Genomic DNA, 25,987 nt, shown 5'->3' with positions numbered 1-25,987 from the left:
GGCGCGGCGCCCGTGGGCGTGGCCGCCGAGCACCCGGTGACCGACGCAGTCCTGCCGGCCGCGCAGCCGGGCGACCCCGCCGGCGAGGCGGCCGCCCCGGCGCAGCCGGCAGGTGCCCCACCGGCGACCGTGGACGTCCCCGCCGGCGAGGCGGTGGGCGCCTCCGAGCCGACAGCCACGCCGGGCCCCGTGCGGCTGGACAAGGCGCCCCCGGCGCCCCCGGCGGGCGCGCCCCCGGCGCGTGGGGTGTGGGCCTACGACCCCTGGGCCGTTCCTGCCGGTGGCGGAAACGGCAGCGCGCCGGCGCAGAAGCGAGTGGTGGCCGGCCGTGCGCGGCTGCTCGCCGGAGCCGTCGGGGTGGCCCTCGTCGCCGGTGTGGTCGGTGGGGGCGTCGGGGTGTACTTGGAGCGCAACGGCGCCTTCGAGAGCGGTGTCGTGCTGCCGCAGGCGTCCGCCGGGGGCGGGGAGCGGGCGCCCGGGAGCATCGCCGGGATCGCCGCCCGGGCGCTGCCCGGGGTGGTGACCATTCACGTGCGCGGCGGTGGCGGTCAGAGCACCGGCACCGGGTTCGTGCTGGACAAGAAGGGGCACATCCTCACCAACAACCACGTGGTGCAGGCGGCCGCCTCCGGCAGCGGGTCCATATCCGTGACCTTCAACGGCGGGCAGAGCGCGAAGGCGACCCTCGTCGGCCGGGACGGCGGCTACGACCTGGCCGTCATCAAGGTGTCGGGGATCGCGGGCCTGAGCCCGCTCGCGCTCGGCAACTCCGATTCCGTCCGCGTCGGCGACTCGGTCGTGGCGATCGGTGCGCCGTTCGACCTCGCCGGCACGGTGACCACCGGGATCATCAGTGCCAAGGACCGGCCGATCACCGCGGGCGGTCACAAGAAGGGCGACGGCGAGGACGGCAGCGGCGGCAGCGACGTGAGCTACGTGGACGCGCTGCAGACGGACGCCCCCATCAACCCGGGCAACTCCGGGGGTCCGCTGATGGACGCCCAGGCCCGGGTCATCGGGATCAACAGCGCCATCCGCTCGGCCGGGGACGGCGGCGGCGACTCCGGCCGCAGCCAGGGCGGCAGCATCGGCCTGGGCTTCGCGATACCGATCAACCAGGCCAGGCGCGTCGCCGAGGAGCTGATCCGTACCGGGCGGGCCACCCATCCGGTGATCGGCGTCTCGGTGGACATGGGCTACTCGGGCGACGGCGCACGGGTGAACACCGACAGCGCCGGCACCCCGGGCGTGAGCCCGGGCAGTCCCGCCGAGAAGGCGGGCATCCGGCCCGGCGACGTGATCACGAAGGTGGACGGCGTGCCCGTGCACAGCGGCCAGGAGCTGATCGTCAAGGTGCGCAGTCACCGTCCCGGTGACGGTCTGGAGCTGACCGTCGAGCACGACGGCGCCCGGCGCACGGTGCGGCTGGTGCTGGGCTCGGCCTCCTCGGGCTGACGTGTGTTCGTCCTTTATTGGCGGACGTGTCTCCCGGGGGGACCGCTCGGCCAGGTACCGTGATAGACGGCCGACCCCCGGCCGCCGACCCTCAAGGAGCTGTGCAACGTGCTCGACATAGGAGGCCTCGAGCTGGTCACGCTCGTCGTCCTTGCCGTGCTCATCTTCGGCCCCGACAAGCTCCCGAAGCTGATCCAGGACGTGTCGCGCACCCTGCGCAGGATCCGGCAGTTCTCCGAGAACGCCAAGGAGGACATCCGCTCCGAGCTGGGTCCGGAGTTCAAGGACTTCGAGTTCGAGGACCTCAACCCCAAGACGTTCGTGCGCAAGCACGTGCTGGAGAAGGACGAGCTGGGGCTGAAGGAGATCCGCAACGGCTTCGACTTCAAGGGTGACATGGCCGAGGTCGCGGACGCGGTGCACGGTCGCACCCCGGAGCCGGCGGCGCCCTCGGCGGGCACTCCGGACCTCCTGAAGAAGCGCGAGAACCTCCAGCCGGGCGAGCGACCCCCCTACGACGCCGACGCCACCTGACCCGGGTATGCGGGTCCCCATTGACGGGGGTGGCTATTCTCCCTGTGTTTGGAGTGCAGCCGACCGTGACGGCCGGCGCGCCCATGACGAGGGGCTACGAGGAGGCGCCGCGCAGATGGAGACGACGGGTCGGGTTGGGGCGCACGGGGGCGGCACTGCCGCCGGTACGGCCGATGCGTCCGCCGTTCAGGCGCGGGAAGGGGTCCCGGGCGATCCCGGGGACCGGCGCTCGGTGGACGGCTATCTCCTGGCGTCGTTCCCGTGGTACGGCCTGGACGGGGCCTACACCGGGCCGCGCTGGCTGATGCAGGTGGGTGCCGCGGCGGACGGCACGGTGGAGCACGGTGCGACCGGGCACGGCGTGGAGCCGCAGCTGCGGATGGGCCGGGTCGAGCACGAGACGGCCACCCAGCGGTTCGCGGTCGTGGTGACGGTGGCGAGCAGGCCGGTGCGGCGCAGCGCGGACGGTACGGGCGTGCTGGAGGCCACCTCGGTCTCCTCGGCCGCCTGGCTCGCCGGTTCGGGCCTGCTGGCCTGCACCTGGCCGTCCCAGATGGAGCGGGCGCTGCGGCAGGACTGGCTGGACCAGCAGACGGCACTGGCCTGGGAGCTGGCCGACCACCTGGACGAGGCGCCGTGGTCGACGCTGTCGCTGCCGGTCGACGGGGTGCCCACCGACTTCCGCTACCGGGAGTCGGAGTACGGCTGGGTGCTGGCCGGTTCGCCCGAGGAGGGCGGGGTGCACATCGGCGCGTACGGGCGCGGGATGAGCGCGTACGGCATGGGCTTCGCGGTGATCAAGAACATCACGGACTACCAGTGATGCAGTGATGCAGCAGAGGTAAGGGGCTGTCCTCCATGGAGGACAGCCCCTTACCTGTGTTCCTGCTGCTTCTGCGGCTCAGAACTTGTTGCGCGGCGTGATGCCCAGCGACATGCCCGCCAGGCCGCGCTGGCGGCCGCCGAGCTTGCCGGCGATGGCCCGCAGCGCGCTGCCCGCGGGGGACTCGGGGTCGGTCAGCACGACCGGCTTGCCCTCGTCGCCGCCCTCGCGCAGGCGTACGTCGATCGGGATCGAGCCCAGCACCGGCACGGTGGTGCCCGTGGTGCGGGAGAGGCCGTCCGCCACCAGCTGGCCGCCGCCGGTGCCGAAGACGTCGACCATCTCGTCGCAGTGCGGGCACGGCAGCCCGGACATGTTCTCGACGACCCCGACGATCTTCTGGTGGGTCTGCACGGCGATGGAGCCGGCCCGCTCGGCGACCTCGGCCGCGGCCTGCTGGGGCGTGGTCACGACGAGGATCTCGGCGTTGGGCACCAGCTGGGCGACGGAGATGGCGATGTCGCCGGTGCCCGGGGGCAGGTCCAGCAGCAGCACGTCCAGGTCGCCCCAGTAGACGTCGGCGAGGAACTGCTGCAGCGCGCGGTGCAGCATCGGGCCGCGCCAGACGACCGGCGCGTTGCCGGGGGTGAACATGCCGATCGAGATGACCTTCACACCGTTGGCCGACGGCGGCATGATCATGTTCTCGACCTGGGTGGGACGCCCGTCCGCGCCCAGCATGCGCGGCACGGAGTGGCCGTAGATGTCGGCGTCGACGACGCCGACCTTCAGCCCGTCGGCCGCCATGGCCGCGGCCAGGTTGACCGTCACCGAGGACTTGCCGACGCCGCCCTTGCCGGAGGCCACCGCGTACACCCGGGTCAGCGAGCCGGGCTTGGCGAAGGGCACCTCGCGCTCGGCCTGGCCGCCGCGCAGGGAGGAGGCGAGCTCGCGGCGCTGCTCGTCGCTCATCACGTCCAGCTCGACGCTGACGCCCGCGACGCCCTCGACGCGCGAGACGGCCTCGGTGACCAGCGACGTGATCTTGTCGCGCATGGGGCAGCCGGCGACCGTCAGGTAGATGGCGACCGCGACCGTACCGTCCGCAGCGATCTCCACCGATTTGACCATCCCCAGGTCGGTGATGGGTCGCTGGATCTCGGGGTCGTTGACCGTCGCGAGCGCGGCGCGGATCGCGTCGTCGCTCGGCGCGGAGCCGTACGTGTCGGTAGCCATACGGTCGATGGTACGGCGCGGCGGCGGGCCCGGGGAAAGCCTCTCAGCGGTCGTCTTCCTCACTCTCCGGTGGGAATACCCCGCGCTCCTCCAGCTCCTTGACCAGCTCCTGGAACTCCGAGCGGATCCAGTCCCGCGTCGCCACCTCGCCCAGGCCCATGCGCAGCGCCGCGATCTCCCGCGTCAGGTACTCGGTGTCGGCGATGGAGCGCTCGTTCTGCTTGCGGTCCTGTTCCAGGTTGACCCGGTCGCGGTCGTCCTGGCGGTTCTGCGCGAGGAGGATCAGCGGCGCGGCGTACGACGCCTGCAGGGACAGGGCGAGCGTCAGGAAGATGAACGGGTACTGGTCGAAGCGCAGCCGCCCGGGCGCCGCGACGTTCCACACCACCCACAGGATGATGACGACCGTCATCCAGACGATGAAGCGCCCCGTGCCCAGGAAGCGGGCGATCTTCTCCGACAGCCGCCCGAACGCCTCCGGGTCGTATTCCGGCAGCCAGCCGCGCCGCTTGGGCCGCGGCAGGTCCAGCCGCACGCGCGGCGCCGTCCGCTCGTGCGGGTGCACGGCCGCCGACTGGGCCCGGGCCCGCTCGGCCGCCCGCTCGGTGCGGCTGTGCAGCCCGAAGTCGCGGCCGCCGCGGTCAGCCCCGGCCACGGGTCGCCCCCGGCAGGTCGTCGGTCATCCCCGGCACCCCGTGGTGCAGTTCGGTCTCCCGCCAGTCCTCCGGCAGCAGGTGGTCCAGGACGTCGTCGACCGTGACCGCGCCCAGCAGCGAACCGCTCTCGTCCACCACCGGCACCGAGACCATGTTGTACGTGGCCAGGTAGCTGGTCAGCGCCGGCAGCGGCGTGGTCGGCGGCAGCGGCCGCAGATCGGTGTCCACGAGCGAGCCCACCAGGGTGAAGGGCGGGTCGCGCAGCAGCCGCTGGAAGTGCACGGTGCCCAGGTACTTCCCGGTCGGCGTCTCGTCCGGCGGCCGGCACACGTACACCTGGGCGGCCAGCGCGGGGGACAGGTCCGGGTTGCGCACCCGGGCGAGCGCGTCGGCCACCGTCGCGTCCGGCCGCAGCACGATCGGCTCGGTGGTCATCAGACCGCCCGCCGTGTGCTCCTCGTACGCCATCAGCCGGCGCACGTCCGCCGCGTCACCCGGCTCCATCAGCGTCAGGAGCCGCTCCATCTCCTCCTCCGGCAGCTCGGAGAGCAGGTCGGCGGCGTCGTCGGGGTCCATGGCCTCCAGCACGTCCGCGGCGCGCTCCTCCTTCAGCTTGCCGAGGATCTCGATCTGGTCGTCCTCCGGCAGCTCCTCCAGCACGTCGGCCAGCCGGTCGTCGTCGAGGGCGGCGGCGACCTCGGCCCGCCGTTTGGGGGACAGGTGGTGCAGGACGTTCGCCAGGTCCGCCGGCCGCAGCTGCTCGAAGGTGGCCAGCAGGTTGGCAGCGCCCTGACCGTGCTCCTCCAGCGAGAAACCGGTCACCGCCGACCACTCCACGGTCAGCGTCTCGCCCTTGCGGCGCAGGGCACCGCCCTTGCCGCGGCGGACGAAGACCTTGTCGATCTGCCAGTCGCGGCGCGCCGGCAGCTGGGTGATCGACACGTCGAGGACGGTCACCTCCTCGTCCGACTCCACCAGCCGCACCCGGCGGTCCAGCAGCTCCCCGAGCACCATCGTCTCCGTCGGGCGCTGCTCGAAGCGGCGCATGTTCACCACGCCCGTGGTGATGACCTGGCCGGACTCCACACCGGTCACCCGGGTCATCGGCAGGAAGATCCGGCGGCGGCTGACGACCTCCACGACCAGGCCCAGCACGCGCGGCGGCCGGCCGCCCACCCGCAGCATCGCCACCAGGTCGCGGACGCGGCCCACCTGGTCGCCGTTGGGGTCGAAGACGGCCACGCCCGACAGGTGGGAGACGAACACCCGCGGCGCGCCTCCTGCCATGGCCGCGCACCTCCTCACGGTTTCGTCGGTCCGGTTCAGGCTAGCGTGACCCGGTTTGCCCCGGCGCGGGAGAGAGGGCCGTACGGACTGCCGCGATCCGCCGCGGGGGCGGCGGGTACGCTGCCGTATCCACCGGTAAGCAGGAGGCAGGGCTAAGGTGCGAACCCGTAACGCGGCTCTCGTGGGAGCGCTGTGCGCCGGCCTGACGGCCGTCCTCACGGCCTGCGGCGCCGGGGGCGACGACCCCGACGCGGGCACCAACGGCGTCGGCAAGCTCGAACCCGCCGCCATCCAGGACAAGGCCCGCACCGCGGCGAACACCGCCGACGCCGTGCACCTGTCCGGCAACGTCGTCACCCAGGGCCGCACCTACCGCATCGACATGCGCCTGAAAAAGGACGGCGGCATCGGCCGCGTCTCCGCCGGCCCCACTGCCTTCGAACTGCTGCGCGTCGGCGACGACCTCTACCTCAAGGCCCCCGCCGCCTTCTGGACGCGCGGCGCGACGTCCTCGCCGGCGGCGTCCGTCTCGGCGGGCAAACTCGACGACAAATACGTCAAGGTGCCCGGCGACGACCCCTCCTACCAGCGACTCAAGGGCTTCACCGACAAGAACGTCCTGCTCGACGGGCTCATCGGCCTGCACGGCAAGCTGGCACGCGGCGAACACGGTGCGGTCGGCGGCGTACGGACCGTCCGCGTCACGGGCGGCGGAGGCAGCGGCGGCACGCTCGACGTCTCCCTGAGCGGCACGCCCTACCCCCTGCGGGTGCAGCGGGCCGGCGGGGCGGGCCAGCTGGAGCTGGACGGCTGGGGCAAGGACTTCGCACTGGCCGCACCGCAGAAGTCGCAGACGGTGGACTACGGCAAACAGCTGCAGATCCCCGGCGGCGTGGGCAGCCCGGTGGGCGGCTGAAGCGGGCGCCCGACCGCGCACCCGTTGGTGGGCAGGCGTTCCGCAGGGCGGAACGGGTGGGCACCAACGGCCCACCGGGCAGCAACCGCCCCGCCGCGTCAGCCCCTGCGGCGCCGCAGCAGTCGCGGCAGTGCCGCCGGCATGGCGCGCCGCGTCGTCGCCGGGCTCGGCAACGGCGTCGCCGCCAGCGAGCCGTCCGGCAGGTCGCCGACCGCCCCCGACGGAGTCAGCCGCAGGACGCGGCACTGCTGCGCCCACCGCTCCTCGATCCGCTCCGCGTCCGGCGCGTTGAGCCGCTTGCCCTTGAGTTCGGCGACGGCCGCGGCCCAGGACTCTGCGCCCGGGGGCAGTTCGGCGACGGCGGCCGTCCACGTCACGAGCCGGCCGCCCTTGTCCTTGCTGCGCACGGTCACCGTGGCGGTGGCGCCGTCGACGAGGCCGAGGTCGGCCACGGGCTGTTCGCCGGCGCCGCCCCCGACGACGTGTGCGGCTCCGTCGTGCCAGACGTGCCACAGTGCCCGGCTGGGCCCTGTGGGCCCCTGCACCCAGATGAGGCCGGACTTCTTGGTGGCCTCTTCGATCAGTGCCTGCGACAGCGGCTCCGTCATCGTCATGCGCTCTACCTTATGCGGGTCCGTTGTGCGCGCCGCCGCCTAGGCTGGTGGGGTGAGTGCTGCCCGCACGACCGCGCAGGTCACGGCGCCGACGTCCGCGGCAGCCGTACATGTCCGCCTGGAGCTGCTGCTCCTGGCCGTGGCGATTGCCGGTGTGTCGTTGTCGGCGCCGCTGATCGCGGCGACCGCGGCGCCGGCCCTGGCGATCGCGTTCTGGCGCAACGCCATGGCGGTGGGGGTGCTCGGTCCGCTGGTGCTGCTGCGGCACCGGGCCGAGCTGCGCGGCGCCGGCCGCCGGGTCGCCGCGGCGGCGGTGGCGGCTGGGGCGCTGCTGGCCGTGCACTTCGGCGCGTGGCTGCCGAGTCTGCAGATGACGTCGGTGGCCTCCTCGACGGCGCTGGTGACCACGACGCCCGTGTGGACGACGCTGCTGCTGCGCGTGCGCGGGCACCGGCCGCCCGCGCTGGTGTGGGCGGGTACGGCGGTGGCGTTCGCCGGGGTGCTGATGCTGACGGGCGTCGATCTGTCGTTGTCGGCGCGCGCGCTGGCCGGGGACGCCCTGGCCCTGGCGGGCGGCATGGCGGGGGCCGGGTACGTCCTGCTGGGCGCGGAGGTGCGGCGGACGCTGAGCACGGTGGCGTACACGTACGTCTGTTACGCGACCACCACCGTGCTGCTGCTGGGGGCCTGCCTGGTGGGCGGGGTGCGTCTCGGTGGTTACAGCGGGGGGACGTGGCTGAAGCTGGCGCTGCTGACCGTGGCCGCGCAGCTGCTGGGGCACTCGTTGTTCAACCGGGTGGTGAAGGGGCTGGGCCCGTCGGTGACGTCGACGGCGATCCTGCTGGAGACGCCGGGTGCCGCGCTGATCGCGGCGGTGTGGCTGGGACAGCGGCCGCCGGTCGTGGCGTACCCGGCGCTGGCGGTGATCCTGACCGGGCTGGCCCTGGTGGTCATGGGTGACCGGCGGCGTTGCGCGTAGGCGCCCCGTAGGGGCGCGGGGAACTGCGCGACAAGCCACGACGCGCCCGCAGGCGGAGTGCCGTGCTTTACCGGCCCCGCCGGTAGCGCATCGGCTGCGGGCCGTCGGTGGCCGATCGCGCCCACGCGGTGCCAGCCGCAGATCGGCACCGCCCGCGCCCCTGACGGGGCGCTGTGGCGCTGACTGCTACAGCCAGCCGTTGCGCTTGAAGCCGCGGTGGATCGTCACACAGATGGCCACCGTGACGACCATGACCGCCGGATAGCCGTACTTCCAGTGCAGCTCGGGCATGTGGTCGAAGTTCATGCCGTAGATGCCGGCGATCATCGTGGGGACGGCGAAGATGGCCGCCCACGAGGTGATCTTGCGCATGTCCTCGTTCTGGGCGACGGAGGCCTGGGCGAGGTTGGCCTGGAGGATGGAGTTGAGCAGGTCGTCGAAGGAGACCACCTGCTCGTGGACGCGGGCGAGGTGGTCGGCGACGTCCCGGAAGTACTTCTGGATGTCCGGCTCGACCAGCCGCATCGGCCGCTCGCTCAGCAGCTGCATCGGCCGGATCAGCGGGGTCACGGCCCGCTTGAACTCCAGCACCTCGCGCTTGAGCTGGTAGATCCGCCCGGCGTCGCCGCCGCGCCGGCTGCCCTTGCTGGGCTCGGAGAAGACGTCGATCTCGACCTCGTCGATGTCGTCCTGCACGGCGTCGGCCACCGCTATGTAGCCGTCGACGACCTGGTCGGCGATGGCGTGCAGCACGGCCGAGGGCCCCTTGGCCAGCAGCTGGGGGTCCTCCTGGAGCCGGTGGCGCAGGGCGCGCAGCGAGCCCTGGCCGCCGTGCCGGACGGTGATGATGAAGTCCTCGCCGGTGAAGCACATCACCTCGCCGGTCTCCACGACCTCGCTGGTGGCGGTGAGTTCGGCGTGCTCGACGTAGTGGATGGTCTTGAAGACGGTGAAGAGCGTGTCGTCGTAGCGCTCCAGCTTCGGCCGCTGGTGGGCGTGGACGGCGTCCTCCACGGCCAGCGGGTGCAGGCCGAACTCCCGGGCTATGCCCGCGAACTCCTGCTCGGTGGGCTCGTGGAGGCCGATCCAGGCGAAGCCGCCCTCGCCGCGCACCCGGCGCATGGCCTCGGCCGGGGTGACGTGGTCGCTGGCGCGCTTGCCGTCGCGGTAGACGGCGCAGTCGACGACGGCGGTGCTGGCCGAGTGGTCGCGCGTGGGGTCGTAGCCGCCGCCTCCACCGGTGGTGGGCACCCGGCGCAGGGCGGGGCGGACGGCGGCACGCAGGTCACGGATCATCGACATGGGCTGGCTCCTTCACGGGCCGGCCGTCAGCGGGGGCGCAGGGCGCAACGCAGCCGGAATCGCAGGCGTGCAGTCCGGCCGGGGAGCGGCCGGGACAAGCCGGACATGGACGACGGGACGTCCGCGAATCGGGCGGCGCTTCGAGCAGTGCGTACGGGCTGACGGCGGTTCGCGGGGCACTTCGGGAGAAGGGCTCCGGCGGCGAACACGGAACAAAGCGAACGAAGGGCGCTCTTCCGTCACATGCTGCGGCGTGAAAGGACTTCCGGGCCGGCCTGCGCAGGCGCGCGGCCCCGGCTCCGAAGACTCTCAGATCACTGCGGTACGGCGCGTCCGCAGCGGACTGACGGGAGAACTGTCGGTACTGCACGGTCGACTAGGATCCATCGCAGCCCCACCTCCTCCGGCCGGTCCCCGCTGGGGGACGAACGTCAAATCCCCGGACCGCAGGCCGAGGCGAGACCAGGCTAGCAGTCGCCCGGCGCGTCAAGGCCCCCCTTTGCCTGTTCGATACGCGTTCTATGCTCACTGCATGTCAGATGTGCTCGCACTGGCCGAGGCCAGACTGCTGACCGCACTGGGCGAGCCGGACGCCCGCGCCGCGGTGACCTTCCTCGGCACGGACCGGATCGAGGTCCTGCGCTTCCGCGCCGCGGACGACGACGGCAGCGGCGCCGGGGAGATCGTGCGCTACGCCACCCTCGGCATGTCCGCCCATCCCATGACCGACCCCACCGCAGCCTTCGCCGACCCGCTGCGCGGGCCGCGCGCCGAGCTGGTCCTCACCGTGCGCGCCGGCCGCGCGGACACGGACAAGGTGCTCCGCCCGCTCGCCGTCCTCGCCGCGACCCCGCAGGTCGAGGGCCTGATCGTGGCGCCCGGCGCCTCGCTCGACACGGGCGAGCCGCTGTGGCCGGGCGCGCCCTTCACCTCCGTCCTGGTCGCCGAGTCCGGCGGCCTGGTGCCGGACCTGGAGCTGGAGCCGCCCCTGGAGCCCGTGCGCTTCCTGCCGCTGCTGCCGATGACGCCCAACGAGGCCGCCTGGAAGCGCGTGCACGGCGCGGCGGCCCTGCAGGAGCGGTGGCTGCGGGGCGGCACCGACCTGCGCGACCCGCTGCGCGCCGGCGTGCCCCTGGGGGAGTGAGCCGTACGGCGGCGCCGCGATGTCCGGAAGGGAGGTCGGGCGCCGACTCCGGACGGGTGATCGTCCTTGACGGGAGGGCGACCCGGTAGGACCGTTGGAGGCTATGAGGGGCGAACCCAGTTGCCCGAAGTGCGGTGGCCGGGTGCGTGCGCCCGGACTCTTCGCCGACTCGTGGCAGTGTGCCGTGCACGGCACCGTGCACCCTCTGCAGCCCGTCGTCCCGCCGAGCGTCGAAGCGCTGTCCGTCGTGGTCGGGCGCGCCCGGGTGCCGGTGTGGATGCCCTGGCCCCTCCCCGTGGGCTGGCTGTTCACCGGCGTGATCTGCGCCGGTGACGACCGCAGCGGCGGCCGGGCCACCGCCGTCGCCTGCTCCGGGCCCAGCCCGCTGGGCGGCCCCGGCGAGCTGCTGCTGGTCGCGGAGGAGCTCGGCGTCGGCTTGGGCGCCCGCTACGCCGGCGTCGACGGCCCCGACCCCGGCCCCCGGCTGCGCGTCGACGGCCCGCCGCACACCAAGGTGCACGCGGCCGGCCGTCCCACCCCCCTCTGGCACGTCGAGGGCACCCCCGGCGACCGGGCCGTCTTCGCGGGCGAGGCCCGCGGCCTGTGGCTGTGGGCGATCGTCTGGCCGGAGGGCTCCGGCCTGCTGATGTACGACGAGCTGGTGCTCACCGACCTGCGCGACGCGGGCGCCGAGGTCGACCTGCTGCCCTGCGGGGCGCTCTCGCCCCGCATCATCTCGCCCTGACCCCCTGCGATCTCCCCCCGGCCCCTGCGCTCGCCGCGCCGGGGCGGCCCCGGCCGACGGTTATCCTGAACCGGTCCTCGCCCGCTTTTCGTCCGCCGTTGGGAGCCGTGCCGTGCGCATCGACCTGCACACCCACTCCACGGCCTCGGACGGTACGGACACCCCCGCCGAGCTGGTCCGCAAGGCGGCCGCCGCCGGGCTGGACGTCATCGCCCTGACCGACCACGACGGGGTCGGCGGGCACGCGGAGGCCGCGGCCGCCCTGCCCGCGGGCCTGACCCTGGTGCCGGGCGCCGAGCTCTCCTGCCGCTTCACCGGCGCCGACGGCTTCAGCGTCCACATGCTGGCGTACCTCTTCGACCCGGCCGAGCCGGAGCTCGCCCGCGAGCGCGAGCTCGTCCGCGACGACCGCGAGCCGCGCGCCCGGGCCATGGTGGCCAAGCTCAACGAGCTGGGCGTGCCGGTGCGCTGGGAGCGCGTCGCCGCCCTCGCCAACGGCGGCGCCGTCGGACGGCCCCACGTCGCCTCGGCGATGGTGGAGCTCGGAGTGATCGGCAGCGTCTCCGACGCCTTCACGCCCGAGTGGCTCGCCGGCGACGGCCGCGCCTACGTCGAGAAGCACGAGCTCGACCCCTTCGACGCGATCCGCCTGGTCAAGGCGGCCGGCGGGGTCACCGTCCTCGCGCACCCGCTCGCCCTCAAGCGCGGCGCCTGCGTCTCGGAAGGGCAGATAGCCGAGCTGGCCGCGGCCGGTCTGGACGGCATCGAGGTGGACCACATGGACCACGACGCCGCCACCCGGGCCCGGCTGCGGGGCCTCGCCGCGGATCTGCGCCTGCTGCCCACCGGCTCCAGCGACTACCACGGCAGCCGCAAGAGCTGCCGCCTGGGCGAGTTCACGACCGACCCCGAGATCTACGGCGAGATCACGCGCCGCGCGACGGGCGCCTTTCCCGTCCCGGGCGCCGGCGGCTGACCTCCCCGCGCGCCGGGTCCGTACCCCGCGTCCACCCACGGTGGCCGCAGGCGTGCGCCCCTGCCCGTACCCGTCCGTGCCCGCGCCTGCCGCGTCCGTACGAGACGGGTCGCTCCCTCCACCCCCCGCACCCTCCTGCTCCAGATCGCTCTCCTGCAAGGCTCCCCTGTGTTCGACGTCGCTGTCTTCGGCTCCCTCTTCCTCACCCTGTTCGTGATCATGGACCCGCCCGGGATCACGCCGATCTTCCTCGCGCTCACGGCGGGCCGCCCCGCCAAGGTCCAGAAGCGCATGGCGTGGCAGGCGGCCACGGTCGCCTTCGGCGTGATCACCGTCTTCGGCATCTGCGGCCGCCAGATCCTGGACTACCTGCACATCACCACCCCGGCGCTGATGATCGCGGGCGGCCTCCTGCTGCTGCTCATCGCGCTCGACCTGCTGACGGGCAAGTCCGAGGAGCCCAAGCAGACCAAGGACGTCAACGTTGCCCTCGTGCCGCTCGGCATGCCGCTGCTGGCCGGCCCCGGTGCGATCGTCTCCGTCATCCTCGCGGTGCAGCGCGCCGACACCTTCGCCGCGCAGACCTCCGTGTGGTGCGCCATCGCCGCCATCCACGTCGTGCTGTGGCTGGTGATGCGCAACTCGCTCCACATCATCCGCGTGATCAAGGACGGCGGCGTGGTGCTGGTGACCCGGCTCGCCGGCATGATGCTCTCCGCCCTCGCCGTGCAGCAGATCATCAACGGCATCACCCAGGTGATCACCAAGCACTGAGGCGCTGCCGCGCGCACGCGAAACGCCCCCGTACGGTTCGTTGCCGTACGGGGGCGTCGTGCGTACTCGGAGGCGACGCGGGGCGCTACCGGACCGAGGAATCTGCTGGGCGGATGTAGATGCGCTGGCCGATGGAGGCGGCCTGCTGCACGATCCGGTTGACGGAGGCGGCGTCCACGACGGTGCTGTCCACGGCGGTGCCGTCGACGTCGTCCAGGCGCATGATCTCGAAGCGCACGGCTTCTCCCTTCGTCTGATCCTCCTGAGGAGATCTGTAGGTTTCACCCTGTCCAACGGGTTGAGGGACTCAAACATTCCCTACGCTAAAGAAATTTTTCTGCTGTCTAACGACTGCGGTCGTGGCCGCGCGCCGGAGTGCGCTCGGGGAGTGCGAGTGGAACCCTGACAGTGGGGCGGTCGCCGCATGGCCGGACGGCCTCCTCGCCACCTGTGGCATACCCGGAACAGAAGCGAGGCGATCGGCCATGTCCGCCACGGAGCGCACGGGGCTCGGCCAGCCCTGCTGGGTGAGCCTGCTGACGGCCGACCTCCCCGCCGCGCAGGACTTCTACAGCGCCGTGCTCGGCTGGACCTACCGGCCCGGCTCCCTCGGGGAGGGCTTCATGGTGGCGCTCTCCGACGGCCAGCCCGTCGCCGGCCTCAGCGACGCCGCCCGCGGCCTCGGCGTCGCCGTCAACTGGACCTGCTACTTCGCCGTCGGCGAGGCCGACCTCGTCGCCTCCCGCATCCGCGAACGCGGCGGCACCGTCGCCGTCGGACCGCTCACCGTCGGCCGCGGCCGCGTCGCCCTCGCCGCCGACCCCGCAGGCGCCGTCTTCGGCTTCTGGGAGGGCGAGAAGCTCTCCAGCTGGAGCATCGGCGCCGGCTCCGCCCCCGCCTGGCTCGAACTGCGCACCCGCGACGCCTTCGCCGCCGCCATGTTCTACGGCGAGATCTTCGAGTGGGCCGTCGAACGCCCCGACCGCTGCGAGGTCCGCTACGAGGACGACGCCGTCACCGTCGAGTCCCACGGCCGCACCGTCGCCTGCCTGCGCGGCGGAGCCGTCGAGGCCGACCCCGACCCCCGCATCCGGCCGCGCTGGCACGTGTACTTCCGCGTCGACGACGTGGAGAAGGCCGTCGAGGCCGCCCTCGCCGCGGGCGGCGCACTCGTCTCCGAACCCGCCCACTCCCGCGCCGGCCGCGCAGCGACCCTGCGCGACCCCGAAGGCGGCCTCTTCACCATCACCGACCGCGACGAGACGGGCTGCGCGTAGCGCCCCGTCAGGGGCGCGGGGAACTGCGCGATCGGCCACCTGCGGCCTGCAGCCGACGTGCCGCCCCGGGGGCCCGGGCGCAGCACGGCTCTCCGGCTGCGGGTACGTCGTGGCTTGTCGCGCCCGCGCGGCGGAGCCGCAGATCGACACTGCCCCGCGCCCCTTGCGGGGCGCTGCCGCCCTAGTGCGCCGTCCAGAAGGTGAGCAGGGCGCGCGCCGTCGCCGCCGGCTGCTCGGCGTTGGGGGAGTGGCCGGCACCCCGCACCACCGTGCGCACCGCCCCCAGCTTTTCGGCCATCGCGTCGATGTCCGGCACCGGCCAGGCGTAGTCCAGCTCGCCGGAGATCACGTGCTTGGCCAGCGGCACCCGCGCCAGCTCCGCGGTGCGGTCCGGCTCCTCGGTCAACTGCCGCCCGGTGACCAGTAGTTGCTCCGGCATCGTGCCCAGCCAGCGGCGGTGCAGGAACTCCGTCACGCCGGGCGCGGCGGCGGCAACGTCCGTGTCCTGCGGCGGGTTCGCGGTGTCCTCGCGCTGCATCTCCCGCCAGATGCTCTCCATGTCCAGCACCGGCAGCGCCTGCAGCAGACGCCGGGTACGGGCCTGCTGCGACGCGGAGATCGCCCCCGGACCGCTGCTCATGACCGTCAGCGAACGGAACGGCGCCGCGTCCTTCAGGACGGCCGCCCGCGCGATCAACCCGCCCAGCGAATGCCCGAGCAGATGCACACCGCCGCCCACCGCCTCCGCCTGGGCCAGTACGTCCAGGGCCAGCTCCTGCTGGTCGTACGCCGCCTCGTCCCGCGGCCCCGGCGTCTCGTACTGCCCCCGCCCGTCCACGGCCACGGCCCGGAAACCGGCGTCCGCCAGCGGCGCGAGCAGGGCGATGAAGTCCTCCTTGCTCCCGGTGAACCCCGGCACGAGCAGCACGGTGCCGCGCACGTCACCGCCCTCGGGGCGGGCATCGTGCACGGCGAACTCACCGCGCGCGGTACGGAGGCGGTACGCGGAGGCGCACCCGGGCAGGGCGAGGAACGGGGGCCGGCTCATGCGCCGAGGCTAGCGCGGCCCCGCAACGCACGGTGCCGGCCACCCCCGAGGGAGTGACCGGCACCGGCACGGCGTTGCGCGAACCTTACGCCTCGGCCTTCTTCGCGGCCGCCCGCGTCCGCCGCGGCTTCGGCACGGTGGCCTCGACCGCCTCGACGGGCGCCGCGGCGGCCTTCTTGGCGACGCGGGTGCGCTTGGGCTTGGCCTCGGCGGCTTCGGCGGTGTCCACGGCGGCTTCGGCGGCCTTCTTCGTGGTGCGGGTCCGCTTCGGCTTCTCCTCGGTCGCCTCGACGGGCGCCGCGGCGGCCTTCTTGGCGACGCGGGTGCGCTTCGGCTTCTCCTCGACGGCCTCGGCGGCGTCCGCCACGGCCTCGACGGCCTTCTTGGCGCGCGTGCGCTTCGGCTTCTCCTCGACCGCCTCGACGGGCGCCGCGGCGGCCTTCTTGGCGACGCGGGTGCGCTTGGGCTTCTCCTCGGTCGCCTCGACGGTCTCGGTGACCTTCTTGGCGCGGGTGCGCTTCGGCTTCTCCTCGACGATCTCGGCGGCGTCCACGACGGCCTCGACGGCCTTCTTGGCGCGCGTGCGCTTCGGCTTCTCCTCGACCGCCTCGACGACGGCCTCGGCCGTCTTCTTGGCGACGCGGGTCCGCTTGGGCTTCTCCTCGACGACCTCGACGGCCTCGACGGTGTCCACCACGGTCTCGGTGGCCTTCTTGGCGCGCGTGCGCTTCGGCTTCTCCTCGACCGTCTCCACCGCAGCAGCGGGCTCCGTCGCCTCCGGCGCCGGGCGCGTGGTGCGGGTGCGGCGGCGGCGCGGCTCGGCCGGGGTCTCCGGGGCCTCGACGGCAACGGTCCCGACAGCCTCGACGGTCTCGACGACCTCCGTCGCCGCCTCCGCCTCCGGCGCCGTGGCGAGCGGCGTGGCCGCCGCCGTACCGGCGGCCGTGCTCAGCCCGCTGCGGGTGCGGCGGCGCCGGCGCGGGCGGGCCGGGGTCTCGGGCGCGCCCGGTGCGGTCGCGGTGGTCCCGGTCTCGGCGACCGGGGCCGCCTCCGCGGCCGCGAGCGGGGCCCCGCCGCGGGTGCGGCGGCGCTGGCGGGTGCGGGTGCGGGCCGGCCGCTCCTCCGCCACGGCCTCGCGGCGGTCGCGGTCGCGGCCGCGGCGGCCGCGACCGCCGGGCTCGCCGAGGTCCTCGATCTCCTCGGCCGCGAGGCCGGCGAGGGTGCGCTCGGAGCGGGGCAGGATGCCCTTCGTGCCGGCGGGGATGCCCAGCGCCTCGTACAGGTGCGGGGACGTGGAGTACGTCTCCTCCGGCTCGTCGAAGGGCAGCTCCAGCGCCTTGTTGATGAGCTTCCAGCGCGGGATGTCGTCCCAGTCGACGAGCGTGACGGCCGTGCCCGACTTGCCCGCGCGGCCGGTGCGGCCGATGCGGTGCAGGTAGGTCTTCTCGTCCTCGGGGGACTGGTAGTTGACCACGTGGGTGACGTCGTCGACGTCGATGCCGCGCGCGGCGACGTCGGTGCAGACCAGCACGTCGACCTTGCCGTTGCGGAAGGCGCGCAGCGCCTGCTCGCGGGCGCCCTGGCCGAGGTCGCCGTGGACGGCGCCCGCGGCGAAGCCGCGCCGGGTGAGCTGCTCGGCGATGTCGGCGGCGGTCCGCTTGGTGCGGCAGAAGATCATCGCGCGGTTGCGGCCCTCGGCCTGCAGGATGCGGGCGACCATCTCCGGCTTGTCCATGTTGTGGGCGCGGAAGACGTGCTGCGCGATGTTCGCGTGGGTCTGGCCCTCGTCGTCCGGCGCGGTGGCGCGGATGTGCGTGGGCTGCGACATGTAGCGGCGGGCCAGGGAGATGACCGCGCCCGGCATGGTGGCCGAGAACAGCATGGTCTGCCGCTTGGCCGGCAGCATGGTGATGATGCGCTCGACGTCGGGCAGGAAGCCCAGGTCGAGCATCTCGTCGGCCTCGTCGAGGACGAGGGACTTGACGTGGGCCAGGCTGAGCTTCTTCTGGCCGGCCAGGTCGAGCAGACGGCCGGGGGTGCCGACGATGACGTCGACGCCCTTCTGCAGGGCCTCGATCTGCGGCTCGTAGGCGCGGCCGCCGTAGATGGCCTGGACGCGGACGTTGCGCACCTTGCCGGCGGTGAGCAGGTCGTTGGTGACCTGCTGGCACAGCTCACGGGTGGGGACGACGACGAGCGCCTGGGGGGCGTCGGTGAGGTCCTCCGGGGCCGCGCGGCCGGCCTCGACGTCGGCGGGGACGACGACGCGCTCGAGCAGGGGGAGGCCGAAGCCCAGGGTCTTGCCGGTGCCGGTCTTGGCCTGGCCGATGACGTCGGAGCCGGAGAGGGCGACCGGGAGCGTCATTTCCTGGATGGGGAACGGATGCACGATGCCGACGGCTTCGAGGGCCTCGGCGGTTTCGGACAGAATCCCGAGTTCGCGGAAAGTGGACAGAATCTTGCCTCTTCTGTGAGACGCGGCGCGAGGCGGCGAAGGGGGTCGTACGCAAGGGGCGTACGGACCGCGCCGGGGTGGCGCACCGGCCACGGGGGCCGGGGTGGCGCGGGACCACTGCCTTCGCTCGTGCACACGAGCCGCGAGCGGACCCTCCTGGTATGCGTACGTCTCGTACGCACCGCGGGGAGGGCGGTCGGTTGTGTGGAAGCCGATCGGGCCACCGACCGGGCATCCGCTGGAGCCCTGGAGACTCGCCTCCAGAAGACACAGCATGAGTTGGGCCGGCCGAATACTCGGCTGGCCTCTTAGCACTGTACCCCGGAATCGTGCATCCGTGTCGGGACGATCCCGTGTCCGGATCGGTGCGAACTGTCTGACCAGGGGCTTCGTCGTGGCGCGCGGCGGGCTATCGTTCGCTGCATGGACACGCCCGACACGCCAGAGAACGTCACCGGTGCCCCTGCCGAGGACACCGGCATCGCCGCCCAGGACTGGGCCCAGGCCTCGGCCGACCCGCAGTACCGGGCGGCCGTCGTGGACCTGCTCGGCGCGCTCGCCTACGGCGAGCTGGCCGCCTTCGAGCGGCTCGCGGAGGACGCCAAGCTGGCGCCCACGCTGGACGACAAGGCCGCCCTGGCCAAGATGGCCGCTGCCGAGTTCCAGCACTTCCAGCGGCTGCGGGACCGCCTGGAGGCCGTCGACGCGCCGCCGACCGCGGCGATGGAGCCGTTCGCGGCGGGCGTGGACGAGTTCCACCGCCAGACCGCGCCCTCGGACTGGCTGGAGGGCCTGGTCAAGGCGTATGTGGGCGACTCGATCGCCAGTGACTTCTACCGCGAGGTCGCCGTCCGCCTGGACTCCGACACCCGGGCCCTGGTGCTGGGCGTGCTGGATGACACCGGGCACGCCTCCTTCGCGGTCGAAAAGGTCCGGGCCGCCATCGAGGCGGACCCGCGCGTCGGCGGGCGGCTCGCGCTGTGGGCGCGCCGGCTGATGGGCGAGGCGCTCTCCCAGGCGCAGCGCGTAGTGGCCGACCGGGACGCCCTGTCGACGATGCTGGTGGGCGGTGTGGCCGCCGGTTTCGACCTGGCCGAGGTCGGCCGGATGTTCTCGCGGATCACCGAGGCGCACACCAAGCGCATGGCCGCGCTGGGCCTGGCGGCCTAAGGGACGGGGGCGCAGCACCGCGGGATCCGCAGCGGGCGCTCAGGCCGTCGCTGATCGGCGGGGCCGGCCGGCGGGCCGCAGCAGCAGGGACAGCAGTGCCACGGTCACTCCCAGCGACACCCCCAGGGTGCCCAGGGTGTGGCCGGGGCCCAGCACCGTGTGGCCCAGCAGGGCGCCGAAGAGGGCCGCGACCGGGCCGGTGGCCAGGGCCAGGGGCCGGGAGCGGAACTGCCCGTAGCGCGCGGGAAGCCGGCGCAGGGCCGTCCAGGAGACGGCGAGTCCGATGAGGACCGAGCCGAGCGCTTCCCAGAGGATCATGTCTTCACCCTCCTGTGAGGTGGCCGAGAAGCGGGGTGCAATTCGGTCGTAGCGGTCCTACCCCGGGGCCGCCGCGGGCAACCCTCGCGCCCCGGCCGTGCACCATGACGCGTGAACGGCGACGCGTGAACGACCGCACGTGAAGAAAGACGGCGGGGCCCGGGTGCTCGCGCACCCCGGGCCCCGCCGTCACGTCGCCGCAGCGACGTCACCTCACATCGCGCCGAAGCCGACCTTGCGGACCGTGGGCTCGCCGATCTCGACGTACGCCACGCGGTCGGCCGGGACGATGACCTTGCGGCCACGGTCGTCCTCCAGGGTCAGCACCTGCGCCTTGCCGGAGAGCGCCTCGGCAACCGTGCGCTCGACTTCCTCGGTAGCCAGTCCGCTCTCCAGAACGATCTCGCGGGGCGCGTGCTGCACGCCGATCTTGACCTCCACGGCCTGTCCCTCCGAAGGTGTGCGGTCCCCCTGGCCCTGGGCCACGGGGAGGGGTGCGCGGCCAGCCGCGCCGTACGCTGCACACATTAGCCCGCGAGGCCCCGGTGCCGGGCGCCCGCCCGCACGCTCGCAGCGAACACGGCGACGTGGCCGAAAACGCCCGTACCCGGCATCAGTGCTGCTCGGGGGCGACCTTGGGGAAGCCGGCGATGCCGCGCCAGGCGAGCGAGGTCAGCAGCTGCACCGCGGTCTCGCGCGGCACGGTGCTCTCGCTGGAGAGCCAGTAGCGGGCCACCACCTGGGAGACGCCGCCCAGGCCCACGGCCAGCAGCATGGCCTCGTCCTTCGACAGGCCGGTGTCCTCCGCGACGACCTCGCTGATCGCCTCCGCGCACTCCAGCGACACGCGCTCCACGCGCTCGCGCACGGCCGGCTCGTTGGTCAGGTCGGACTCGAAGACCAGCCGGAAGGCGCCGCCCTCGTCCTCGACGTAGGCGAAGTAGGCGTCCATGGTGGCCGCCACGCGCTGCTTGTTCTCGGTGGTGGAGGCGAGCGCCGTGCGCACGGCCTGCAGGAGGTTCTCGCAGTGCTGGTCCAGCAGGGCGAGGTAGAGGTCCAGCTTGCCGGGGAAGTGCTGGTAGAGCACGGGCTTGCTGACGCCGGCGCGCTCGGCGATGTCGTCCATCGCCGCCGCGTGGTACCCCTGCGCCACGAAGACCTCCTGGGCGGCGCCCAGGAGCTGATTGCGTCGGGCTCGGCGCGGCAGGCGCGTGCCCCGCGGGCGCGCCTCGGTCTGCTCGATGGCTGTCACGCCGCCTCCCATGAGTTCTTCTGTGCACGGTGTGCACCGCGTCCGCCATCGTACTTTTCGGTAACCGGGCCGTGCGTGGCCGGAGCGGAGAATTTCACGAACCCCCCGCTGTGGGGAGTCGACAAATCCGTGCAATCGGCACGATGCGCCCGGCGACCGGGCCCCGCGGCGAGCGGGCCGCGGGGCCCGGTGCCGTCAGCGGTAGTCGTCCTCGTCCAGCTCCACCACCCGGGCCTGCTCGGCGCGGTCCGCCTCGCTCGCGGCGGCCGGGTCGATGTGGGTCAGCGGCTCGTCCTCCTCCGGCCTGATGTCGGCGTGCTGCTCGGCGGCGTCCGCTTCGGGGGCCTCGACGTCGAATTCCATGTCCTCCGCCTCGTCCTCGTCCTCGAAGGTGTCAGGGTCCGTCGGATCGACAGGCATATCGGAATCCTTCCGGCATCCGGTGTGGGGTGCCCTCAGCACTCCTTGATACCTCTCCCTCACCGCAGCCTAGGAGACACCGCCCCGGGCCGCCAGGCGATCTGTGAGCGCCGCCACAAGGGTTCGCGCGTGACCCTCTCGTAACATTGCCCGCATGTCGTCGATCGAGCCGTCCGATGCCCGTGCCGTACCGGTGGTGCCACCCACGCGCCCCGCGCGGGTCGCGCCCGGCGAGACGCTGCGCTCCGTGGCCCTGCCCGGCGCCACGCTGACCGTGCGCTCCCGGCCGGCCGCCCGCCCGGGCCTGCCCCCGGCGCTGTTCGTGCACGGCCTGGGCGGTTCCTCGCAGAACTGGTCCCAGCTGATGGAGGCCCTCGCGGACGACGTCGACGGCGAGGCCCTGGACCTGCCGGGCTTCGGCTACGCGCCTCCGCCGGACGACGGCGACTACTCCATCACGGCCTACGCCCGCGTCGTCATCCGCCACCTCGACGCGAGCGGCCGCGGGCCGGTGCACCTGTTCGGCAACTCCATGGGCGGCGCCGTCGTCACCCGGGTCGCCGCCGTGCGGCCCGACCTGGTGCGCACCCTCACCCTCGTCTCACCCGCCCTGCCCGAGCTGCGCCCGCAGCGCTCCGCGGTGCCCACGGGGCTGATGGCCGTGCCCGGCCTGGTCTCGCTCTTCGCCCGCATGACCAGGGACTGGACCCCCGAGCGGCGCACCCGCGAGGTGCTCGCCCTGTGCTACGGCGACCCCGCCCGGGTCACGCCGGAGGGCTTCGCCCTCGCGGTCGCCGAGTACGAGCGCCGGCTGCAGCTGCCGTACTTCTGGGAGGTCATGGGCCGCTCCGCGCGCGGCATCGTCGACGCCTACACGCTCGGCGGACAGCATTCGCTGTGGCGGCAGGCGGAACGCGTCCTTGCCCCTACTCTGCTCGTGTACGGAGCGCGCGACCAGCTCGTGTCCATCCGCATGGCCCGCCGGGCGAGCAAGGCATTTCGCGACTCGCGGCTGCTGACGCTTCTCGAAGCGGGACATGTCGCCATGATGGAGGACCCGGACGCGGTGGCCCGCGCCTTCCGGGAACTGCTCGCGGACACCGCCACGACATCTGAACGGAGCGCCCCGCCCCGTGGGTAAACACAGCGCACGCGCCGACCGGTCCCCCTCCGGGTCCGCCGCTGCCGCTCCCGGTACGGGCCGCCGCCGCGCCCACGAGGGACCGGGGCAGCCGGCCCGCGGCCACGAGACGGCGCCGCCGCCCGTGCCCGGGCCGGGCCCGGGACGCCGGCGCGGCGGCGGCTGCGACGAGGAGGCCGCACGGCTCGCGGACGCCTTCGACTCCTTCGACCCGGGCCTCGCGCCGGGCATCGGGGCGGCCGTCGACTCCGGCTTCGGGCCCGACTTCGACGCCGGGTACGACGCGGGCTACGGGGCCGGCCCCGGGGCCGAGGGCGGCACCCGTCCCTCCGCCCGCACCGGCCACCCCGAGCCGCGCGAGAGTGCCGGCTGGGGCGTCATCGGCGCCCAGCGCGACGGGGCCGCGGCCCCGGCCGCCCCCGCGGGGCCCACCGACGCGACGACCGGCTTCCTGCAGGGCGTGCCCGTGCCCGTCTCCGTACCCGCCCCCGCGCCGCCCCCGCCCCCGCCCCCGGCCGCGCCGGCACCGGCGGCCGCGCCGCCGCGCCGGGTGTTCGGCGGGGTGCTGCGCACCGCGACCGGCGTGGCCGCGGCGCTGGTGACCGCCGTGCTGGCGGTCGCCGTGGCCGGGCAGGTGCAGGAGAGCACCCAGAGCAAGGCGCAGGCGCGCGCGGCGGACCCCACCGGCCAGCGCGACGACCCCGAGGCGCCCTCGCGCTCGGACTCCCGGCCCACCCCCAACGGGGGCGCCCGGCCGCCCGCCACCTACGAGGAGGCGATGGCCAGGAAGTACCCGCTCGCCCCGGATGCCCGGGGATCGGGCGACTTCGTCACCATCGACGGGCATGACCGGGCCCCCGGTAAGGGTGAAGTCAAGCGGTACCGCATTGACGTGGAGAAGGGGCTGCCGCTCGACGGCTCGCTCTTCGCCACCGCCGTCCACCGCACCCTCAACGACCCCCGCAGCTGGGGCCACGGCGGCAAGTACACCTTCGAGCGCGTCTCCTCGGGCGACGCGGACTTCGTGGTGACCCTGGCGAGCCCGCGCACCACCCACGTCTGGTGCGCCAAGTCGGGCCTCGACACCTCCGAGGACAACGTCTCCTGCGACTCCGCCGTCACCGACCGGGTGATGATCAACGGCTACCGCTGGGCGCAGGGCTCGGAGACCTACGGCGACGCCATGCACGCCTACCGCCAGATGCTGATCAACCACGAGGTCGGCCACCGGCTCGGCCACGACCACGAGTCGTGCCCCGCCAACGGCGCCCTGGCCCCGGTGATGATGCAGCAGACCAAGTTCCTCAACACCGGGGACAAGGTCTGCAGGCCCAACCCCTGGCCCTTCCCCTGACCTCCCCTCATCTCTTTTCATCTCTTCATTCGAGACATCCGGTCTTGCTTCATGAGACGCCTTTGCCGCAAGGCGAAAATTCGTTCACTCTTCTTCGCATGTCGTACCGCCACGTCCCCGCGAGCAACGCCGGCTTCGAGCTGGCGCTGATCGGCGTGGCCGCGCACTCGGTCGCCGACATCCTCTGTCGCTGAACCCCGCCTGTTCCGGCATCTTCCCCTGCGCCGTCCGCGCTGCCGCGGCGTCGCGCCCGGGGGCGGTACGGCGCCGTTCGCGCTGCAGATCTCCGCGTACTCCTCGCGTACTCCACCGCCTTCACGGGTGCCGCCGTGCCTCCCGGCACTTCCGCCACCCCTCCACCCGTGAAAGGGCTGACCCCTCATGCGTCAATTGTCCGTCGTGTCCCGCAGTGTGGCCGCGGCCGCCGTCAGTGCGGCCCTGATCGGCGGTGCCGTGGCGTGCGGCCCCGAGAAGAACGGCGCCGGTTCCGGCAGCGGCGGCGAGGGCGGTGCCCCGAAGAAGGGCGGCACCCTCACCGTCCTCAACCGCGGGCCGCAGAAGCAGTTCGACCCCGCCCGCCTGTACACCTCCGGCGGCGGCAACCTGCCCTCCCTCGTCTACCGCACGCTGACCACCCGACACCGCGCGAACGGCGCCGAGGGCACCAAGGTCGTCCCCGACCTCGCCACCGACACCGGCCGGCCCGGCGACGACGCCAAGACCTGGACGTTCACCCTCAAGGACGGCCTCACCTATGAGGACGGCACGCCCATCACCTCGGCCGACATCAAGTACGGCGTCGAGCGCTCCTTCGCCCCCGAGCTCTCCGGCGGCGCGCCCTACCTGCGCGACTGGCTGGTGGGCGGCGACACCTACCAGGGTCCGTACAAGGAGAAGAAGGGCCTCGACTCGATCGAGACGCCGGACGCGAGGACCATCGTCTTCAAGCTGCGCAAGTCCGAGGGCGACTTCCCCTACTTCGCCACCTCCACCCAGTTCGCGCCCGTGCCCAAGGCCAAGGACACCGGCGTGAAGTACGCCGAACACCCGGTCTCCTCCGGCCCGTACAAGCTCGTCAAGAACGTGGGCGACGGCCAGCAGATGCTCTTCGAGCGCAACCCGAAGTGGTCGCAGGACACCGACAAGGAGCGGCACGCCTACCCCGACCGCATCGAGGTGAAGTCCGGCCTGGACTCCGCCGTGATCAACCAGCGGCTGTCGGCCGGCCAGGGCGCCGACGCCGCCGCCGTCACCACCGACACCAACCTCGGCCCCGCCGAACTCGCCCAGGTCACCGGCGATACGAAGCTGGCCGCCCGCGTCGGCACCGGCCACTTCGCCCAGACCAGCTACCTGGCGTTCAACCCCGAGGTCAAGCCCTTCGACAACCCGAAGGTCCGCCAGGCGATCTCGTACGCGATCAACCGCACGAGCGTCGTCAACGCCGCCGGCGGCTCCTCGCTCGCCGAGCCCGCCACCACCTTCCTGCCGCCCCAGAAGCCGCTCGGCCACACGCCGTACGACCACTTCCCGGCGGGCGCCAAGGGCGATGCGAGCAAGGCCGCGCAGCTGCTGAAGGAGGCCGGTTACGAGAACAGTCTGGAGATCACCCTCACCCACTCCACCGCCCAGAACTTCGAGACCAGCCCCGAAATCGCCACCGCGATCCAGGCCGCGCTCAAGGAGGCCGGCATCAGGGTGAAGCTGGAGGGCCTGGAGGACAACGACTACGACGAGAAGATCCACAGCTTCGCCAAGCAGCCGGGCCTGTTCATCGCCCACTGGGGTGCCGACTGGCCCTCCGGCGGCCCCTTCCTCGCCCCGATCTTCGACGGCCGCCAGATCGTCAAGGACGGCGCCAACTTCAACACCGCCCGCCTGAACGACGCCTCCGTCAACGACGAGATCGACGCCATCAACAAGATCACCGACCATGACGAGGCCGCCCGCCGCTGGGGCGCCCTCGACAAGAAGATCGGCGAGCAGGCGCTGACCGTGCCGCTGTTCCACCCCGTCTACAAGCGGCTGTTCGGCAAGGACGTCAAGAACGTCGTCATCAGCGACTGGACCGGTGTCCTCGACGTCTCGCAGGTCGCCGTCAAGTGAGCACG

General features: G+C 73.1%; 27 protein-coding genes. 15 read left to right on the top strand and 12 right to left on the bottom strand.

Annotation, left to right across the window (positions count from 1 at the left end; genetic code table 11):
• The 3 genes from ABD361_RS25320 to ABD361_RS25310 form a co-directional block, all read left to right on the top strand.
• On the top strand, positions 1-1,455 hold a 1,455-nt coding region (locus ABD361_RS25320), incomplete at its 5' end, for a S1C family serine protease (protein ID WP_344438306.1).
• 108 nt (positions 1,456-1,563) lie between these two features.
• Positions 1,564-1,989: a sec-independent translocase gene (locus ABD361_RS25315; protein WP_344438305.1), complete on the top strand. Its 426-nt coding sequence runs from the start codon at positions 1,564-1,566 to the stop codon at positions 1,987-1,989.
• Between the two features lie 115 nt (positions 1,990-2,104).
• The gene (locus ABD361_RS25310; protein ID WP_344438304.1) at positions 2,105-2,812 is read left to right on the top strand and encodes a hypothetical protein; all 708 of its coding nucleotides are present in this window, start codon (positions 2,105-2,107) and stop codon (positions 2,810-2,812) included.
• A gap of 78 nt (positions 2,813-2,890) precedes the next feature.
• On the opposite strand, the gene ABD361_RS25305 is transcribed toward ABD361_RS25310, so the two are convergent.
• The 3 genes from ABD361_RS25305 to ABD361_RS25295 are packed head-to-tail and all read right to left on the bottom strand — an operon-like array spanning position 2,891 to position 5,991.
• The gene (locus ABD361_RS25305) at positions 2,891-4,048 is read right to left on the bottom strand and encodes an Mrp/NBP35 family ATP-binding protein (protein WP_344438303.1); all 1,158 of its coding nucleotides are present in this window, start codon (positions 4,046-4,048) and stop codon (positions 2,891-2,893) included.
• A 43-nt stretch (positions 4,049-4,091) separates the two neighbouring features.
• The gene (locus ABD361_RS25300) at positions 4,092-4,703 is read right to left on the bottom strand and encodes a DUF1003 domain-containing protein (RefSeq protein WP_425583317.1); all 612 of its coding nucleotides are present in this window, start codon (positions 4,701-4,703) and stop codon (positions 4,092-4,094) included.
• A complete protein-coding gene (locus ABD361_RS25295; protein WP_344438301.1) occupies positions 4,690-5,991 on the bottom strand; it encodes a magnesium transporter MgtE N-terminal domain-containing protein in 1,302 nt (433 codons plus the stop codon). The genes ABD361_RS25300 and ABD361_RS25295 overlap by 14 nt, the downstream gene beginning before the upstream one ends.
• A 157-nt stretch (positions 5,992-6,148) precedes the next feature.
• Between ABD361_RS25295 and ABD361_RS25290 the strand changes: the two genes are divergently transcribed.
• Positions 6,149-6,907 carry a hypothetical protein gene (locus ABD361_RS25290; protein ID WP_344438299.1) on the top strand — a complete coding sequence of 253 codons (759 nt, stop codon included), beginning with the start codon at positions 6,149-6,151 and terminating at the stop codon, positions 6,905-6,907.
• Positions 6,908-7,005: 98 nt separating this feature from the next.
• Here ABD361_RS25290 and ABD361_RS25285 read toward each other — a convergent pair whose 3' ends face one another.
• Positions 7,006-7,521, bottom strand: a complete 516-nt coding sequence (locus ABD361_RS25285; RefSeq protein ID WP_344438297.1) for a hypothetical protein — start codon at positions 7,519-7,521, stop codon at positions 7,006-7,008.
• Between the two features lie 52 nt (positions 7,522-7,573).
• Between ABD361_RS25285 and ABD361_RS25280 the strand changes: the two genes are divergently transcribed.
• Positions 7,574-8,500 (top strand): DMT family transporter, encoded by a 927-nt coding sequence (locus ABD361_RS25280; protein WP_425583316.1) that lies wholly within the window; start codon positions 7,574-7,576, stop codon positions 8,498-8,500.
• Positions 8,501-8,686: 186 nt separating this feature from the next.
• Here ABD361_RS25280 and corA read toward each other — a convergent pair whose 3' ends face one another.
• The gene (gene corA, locus ABD361_RS25275; protein ID WP_344438295.1) at positions 8,687-9,802 is read right to left on the bottom strand and encodes a magnesium/cobalt transporter CorA; all 1,116 of its coding nucleotides are present in this window, start codon (positions 9,800-9,802) and stop codon (positions 8,687-8,689) included.
• Positions 9,803-10,334: 532 nt separating this feature from the next.
• Here corA and ABD361_RS25270 point away from each other — a divergent pair.
• The 4 genes from ABD361_RS25270 (at position 10,335) to ABD361_RS25255 (ending at position 13,441) form a co-directional block, all read left to right on the top strand.
• A complete protein-coding gene (locus tag ABD361_RS25270; RefSeq protein ID WP_344438293.1) occupies positions 10,335-10,946 on the top strand; it encodes a suppressor of fused domain protein in 612 nt (203 codons plus the stop codon).
• 103 nt (positions 10,947-11,049) lie between these two features.
• On the top strand, positions 11,050-11,691 hold the full coding sequence (locus ABD361_RS25265) for a DUF6758 family protein (protein WP_344438290.1): 642 nt from the start codon (positions 11,050-11,052) through the stop codon (positions 11,689-11,691).
• Positions 11,692-11,803: 112 nt separating this feature from the next.
• A complete protein-coding gene (locus tag ABD361_RS25260; protein WP_344438288.1) occupies positions 11,804-12,667 on the top strand; it encodes a PHP domain-containing protein in 864 nt (287 codons plus the stop codon).
• Between the two features lie 168 nt (positions 12,668-12,835).
• Positions 12,836-13,441, top strand: a complete 606-nt coding sequence (locus ABD361_RS25255) for a MarC family protein (protein ID WP_344438285.1) — start codon at positions 12,836-12,838, stop codon at positions 13,439-13,441.
• An 85-nt stretch (positions 13,442-13,526) separates the two neighbouring features.
• Here ABD361_RS25255 and ABD361_RS25250 read toward each other — a convergent pair whose 3' ends face one another.
• The gene (locus ABD361_RS25250) at positions 13,527-13,679 is read right to left on the bottom strand and encodes a hypothetical protein (RefSeq protein WP_164737832.1); all 153 of its coding nucleotides are present in this window, start codon (positions 13,677-13,679) and stop codon (positions 13,527-13,529) included.
• 247 nt (positions 13,680-13,926) lie between these two features.
• On the opposite strand from ABD361_RS25250, the gene ABD361_RS25245 reads away from it, so the two are divergent.
• Positions 13,927-14,718: a VOC family protein gene (locus ABD361_RS25245; RefSeq protein ID WP_344438281.1), complete on the top strand. Its 792-nt coding sequence runs from the start codon at positions 13,927-13,929 to the stop codon at positions 14,716-14,718.
• Positions 14,719-14,899: 181 nt separating this feature from the next.
• On the opposite strand, the gene ABD361_RS25240 is transcribed toward ABD361_RS25245, so the two are convergent.
• A complete protein-coding gene (locus ABD361_RS25240; RefSeq protein ID WP_344438279.1) occupies positions 14,900-15,766 on the bottom strand; it encodes an alpha/beta fold hydrolase in 867 nt (288 codons plus the stop codon).
• Positions 15,767-15,851: 85 nt separating this feature from the next.
• Positions 15,852-18,131: a DEAD/DEAH box helicase gene (locus tag ABD361_RS25235; protein WP_344438277.1), complete on the bottom strand. Its 2,280-nt coding sequence runs from the start codon at positions 18,129-18,131 to the stop codon at positions 15,852-15,854.
• A 513-nt stretch (positions 18,132-18,644) separates the two neighbouring features.
• On the opposite strand from ABD361_RS25235, the gene ABD361_RS25230 reads away from it, so the two are divergent.
• Positions 18,645-19,391 carry a ferritin-like fold-containing protein gene (locus tag ABD361_RS25230; protein WP_344438275.1) on the top strand — a complete coding sequence of 249 codons (747 nt, stop codon included), beginning with the start codon at positions 18,645-18,647 and terminating at the stop codon, positions 19,389-19,391.
• A gap of 39 nt (positions 19,392-19,430) precedes the next feature.
• Here ABD361_RS25230 and ABD361_RS25225 read toward each other — a convergent pair whose 3' ends face one another.
• The 4 genes from ABD361_RS25225 to ABD361_RS25210 all read right to left on the bottom strand — a co-directional run bounded on the left by ABD361_RS25225 (position 19,431) and on the right by ABD361_RS25210 (position 21,381).
• Positions 19,431-19,709: a hypothetical protein gene (locus tag ABD361_RS25225; RefSeq protein ID WP_344438273.1), complete on the bottom strand. Its 279-nt coding sequence runs from the start codon at positions 19,707-19,709 to the stop codon at positions 19,431-19,433.
• Between the two features lie 213 nt (positions 19,710-19,922).
• Positions 19,923-20,150: a DUF3107 domain-containing protein gene (locus ABD361_RS25220; RefSeq protein WP_344438271.1), complete on the bottom strand. Its 228-nt coding sequence runs from the start codon at positions 20,148-20,150 to the stop codon at positions 19,923-19,925.
• A 172-nt stretch (positions 20,151-20,322) separates the two neighbouring features.
• A complete protein-coding gene (locus tag ABD361_RS25215; protein WP_344438269.1) occupies positions 20,323-20,961 on the bottom strand; it encodes a TetR/AcrR family transcriptional regulator in 639 nt (212 codons plus the stop codon).
• Positions 20,962-21,156: 195 nt separating this feature from the next.
• On the bottom strand, positions 21,157-21,381 hold the full coding sequence (locus ABD361_RS25210) for a hypothetical protein (protein ID WP_344438267.1): 225 nt from the start codon (positions 21,379-21,381) through the stop codon (positions 21,157-21,159).
• Positions 21,382-21,535: 154 nt separating this feature from the next.
• On the opposite strand from ABD361_RS25210, the gene ABD361_RS25205 reads away from it, so the two are divergent.
• The 4 genes from ABD361_RS25205 (at position 21,536) to ABD361_RS25190 (ending at position 25,982) form a co-directional block, all read left to right on the top strand.
• A complete protein-coding gene (locus ABD361_RS25205) occupies positions 21,536-22,522 on the top strand; it encodes an alpha/beta fold hydrolase (protein WP_344438265.1) in 987 nt (328 codons plus the stop codon).
• Entirely contained in the window at positions 22,515-23,876 is a 1,362-nt protein-coding gene (locus ABD361_RS25200; protein WP_344438263.1) for a DUF3152 domain-containing protein, read from the top strand. Before ABD361_RS25205 ends, ABD361_RS25200 begins: the two co-directional genes overlap by 8 nt.
• 98 nt (positions 23,877-23,974) lie before the next feature.
• The gene (locus ABD361_RS25195; protein WP_344438261.1) at positions 23,975-24,070 is read left to right on the top strand and encodes an Ms4533A family Cys-rich leader peptide; all 96 of its coding nucleotides are present in this window, start codon (positions 23,975-23,977) and stop codon (positions 24,068-24,070) included.
• A gap of 187 nt (positions 24,071-24,257) precedes the next feature.
• Positions 24,258-25,982 (top strand): ABC transporter substrate-binding protein, encoded by a 1,725-nt coding sequence (locus ABD361_RS25190; RefSeq protein ID WP_344438259.1) that lies wholly within the window; start codon positions 24,258-24,260, stop codon positions 25,980-25,982.
• Positions 25,983-25,987: the final 5 nt, after the last annotated feature.

This window comes from Streptomyces luteosporeus (assembly GCF_039532865.1).
GTDB lineage: Bacteria > Actinomycetota > Actinomycetes > Streptomycetales > Streptomycetaceae > Streptomyces > Streptomyces luteosporeus.
Note: the sequence above shows the minus strand (reverse complement) of the source record. Positions and strands in the feature narration are given on the sequence as shown.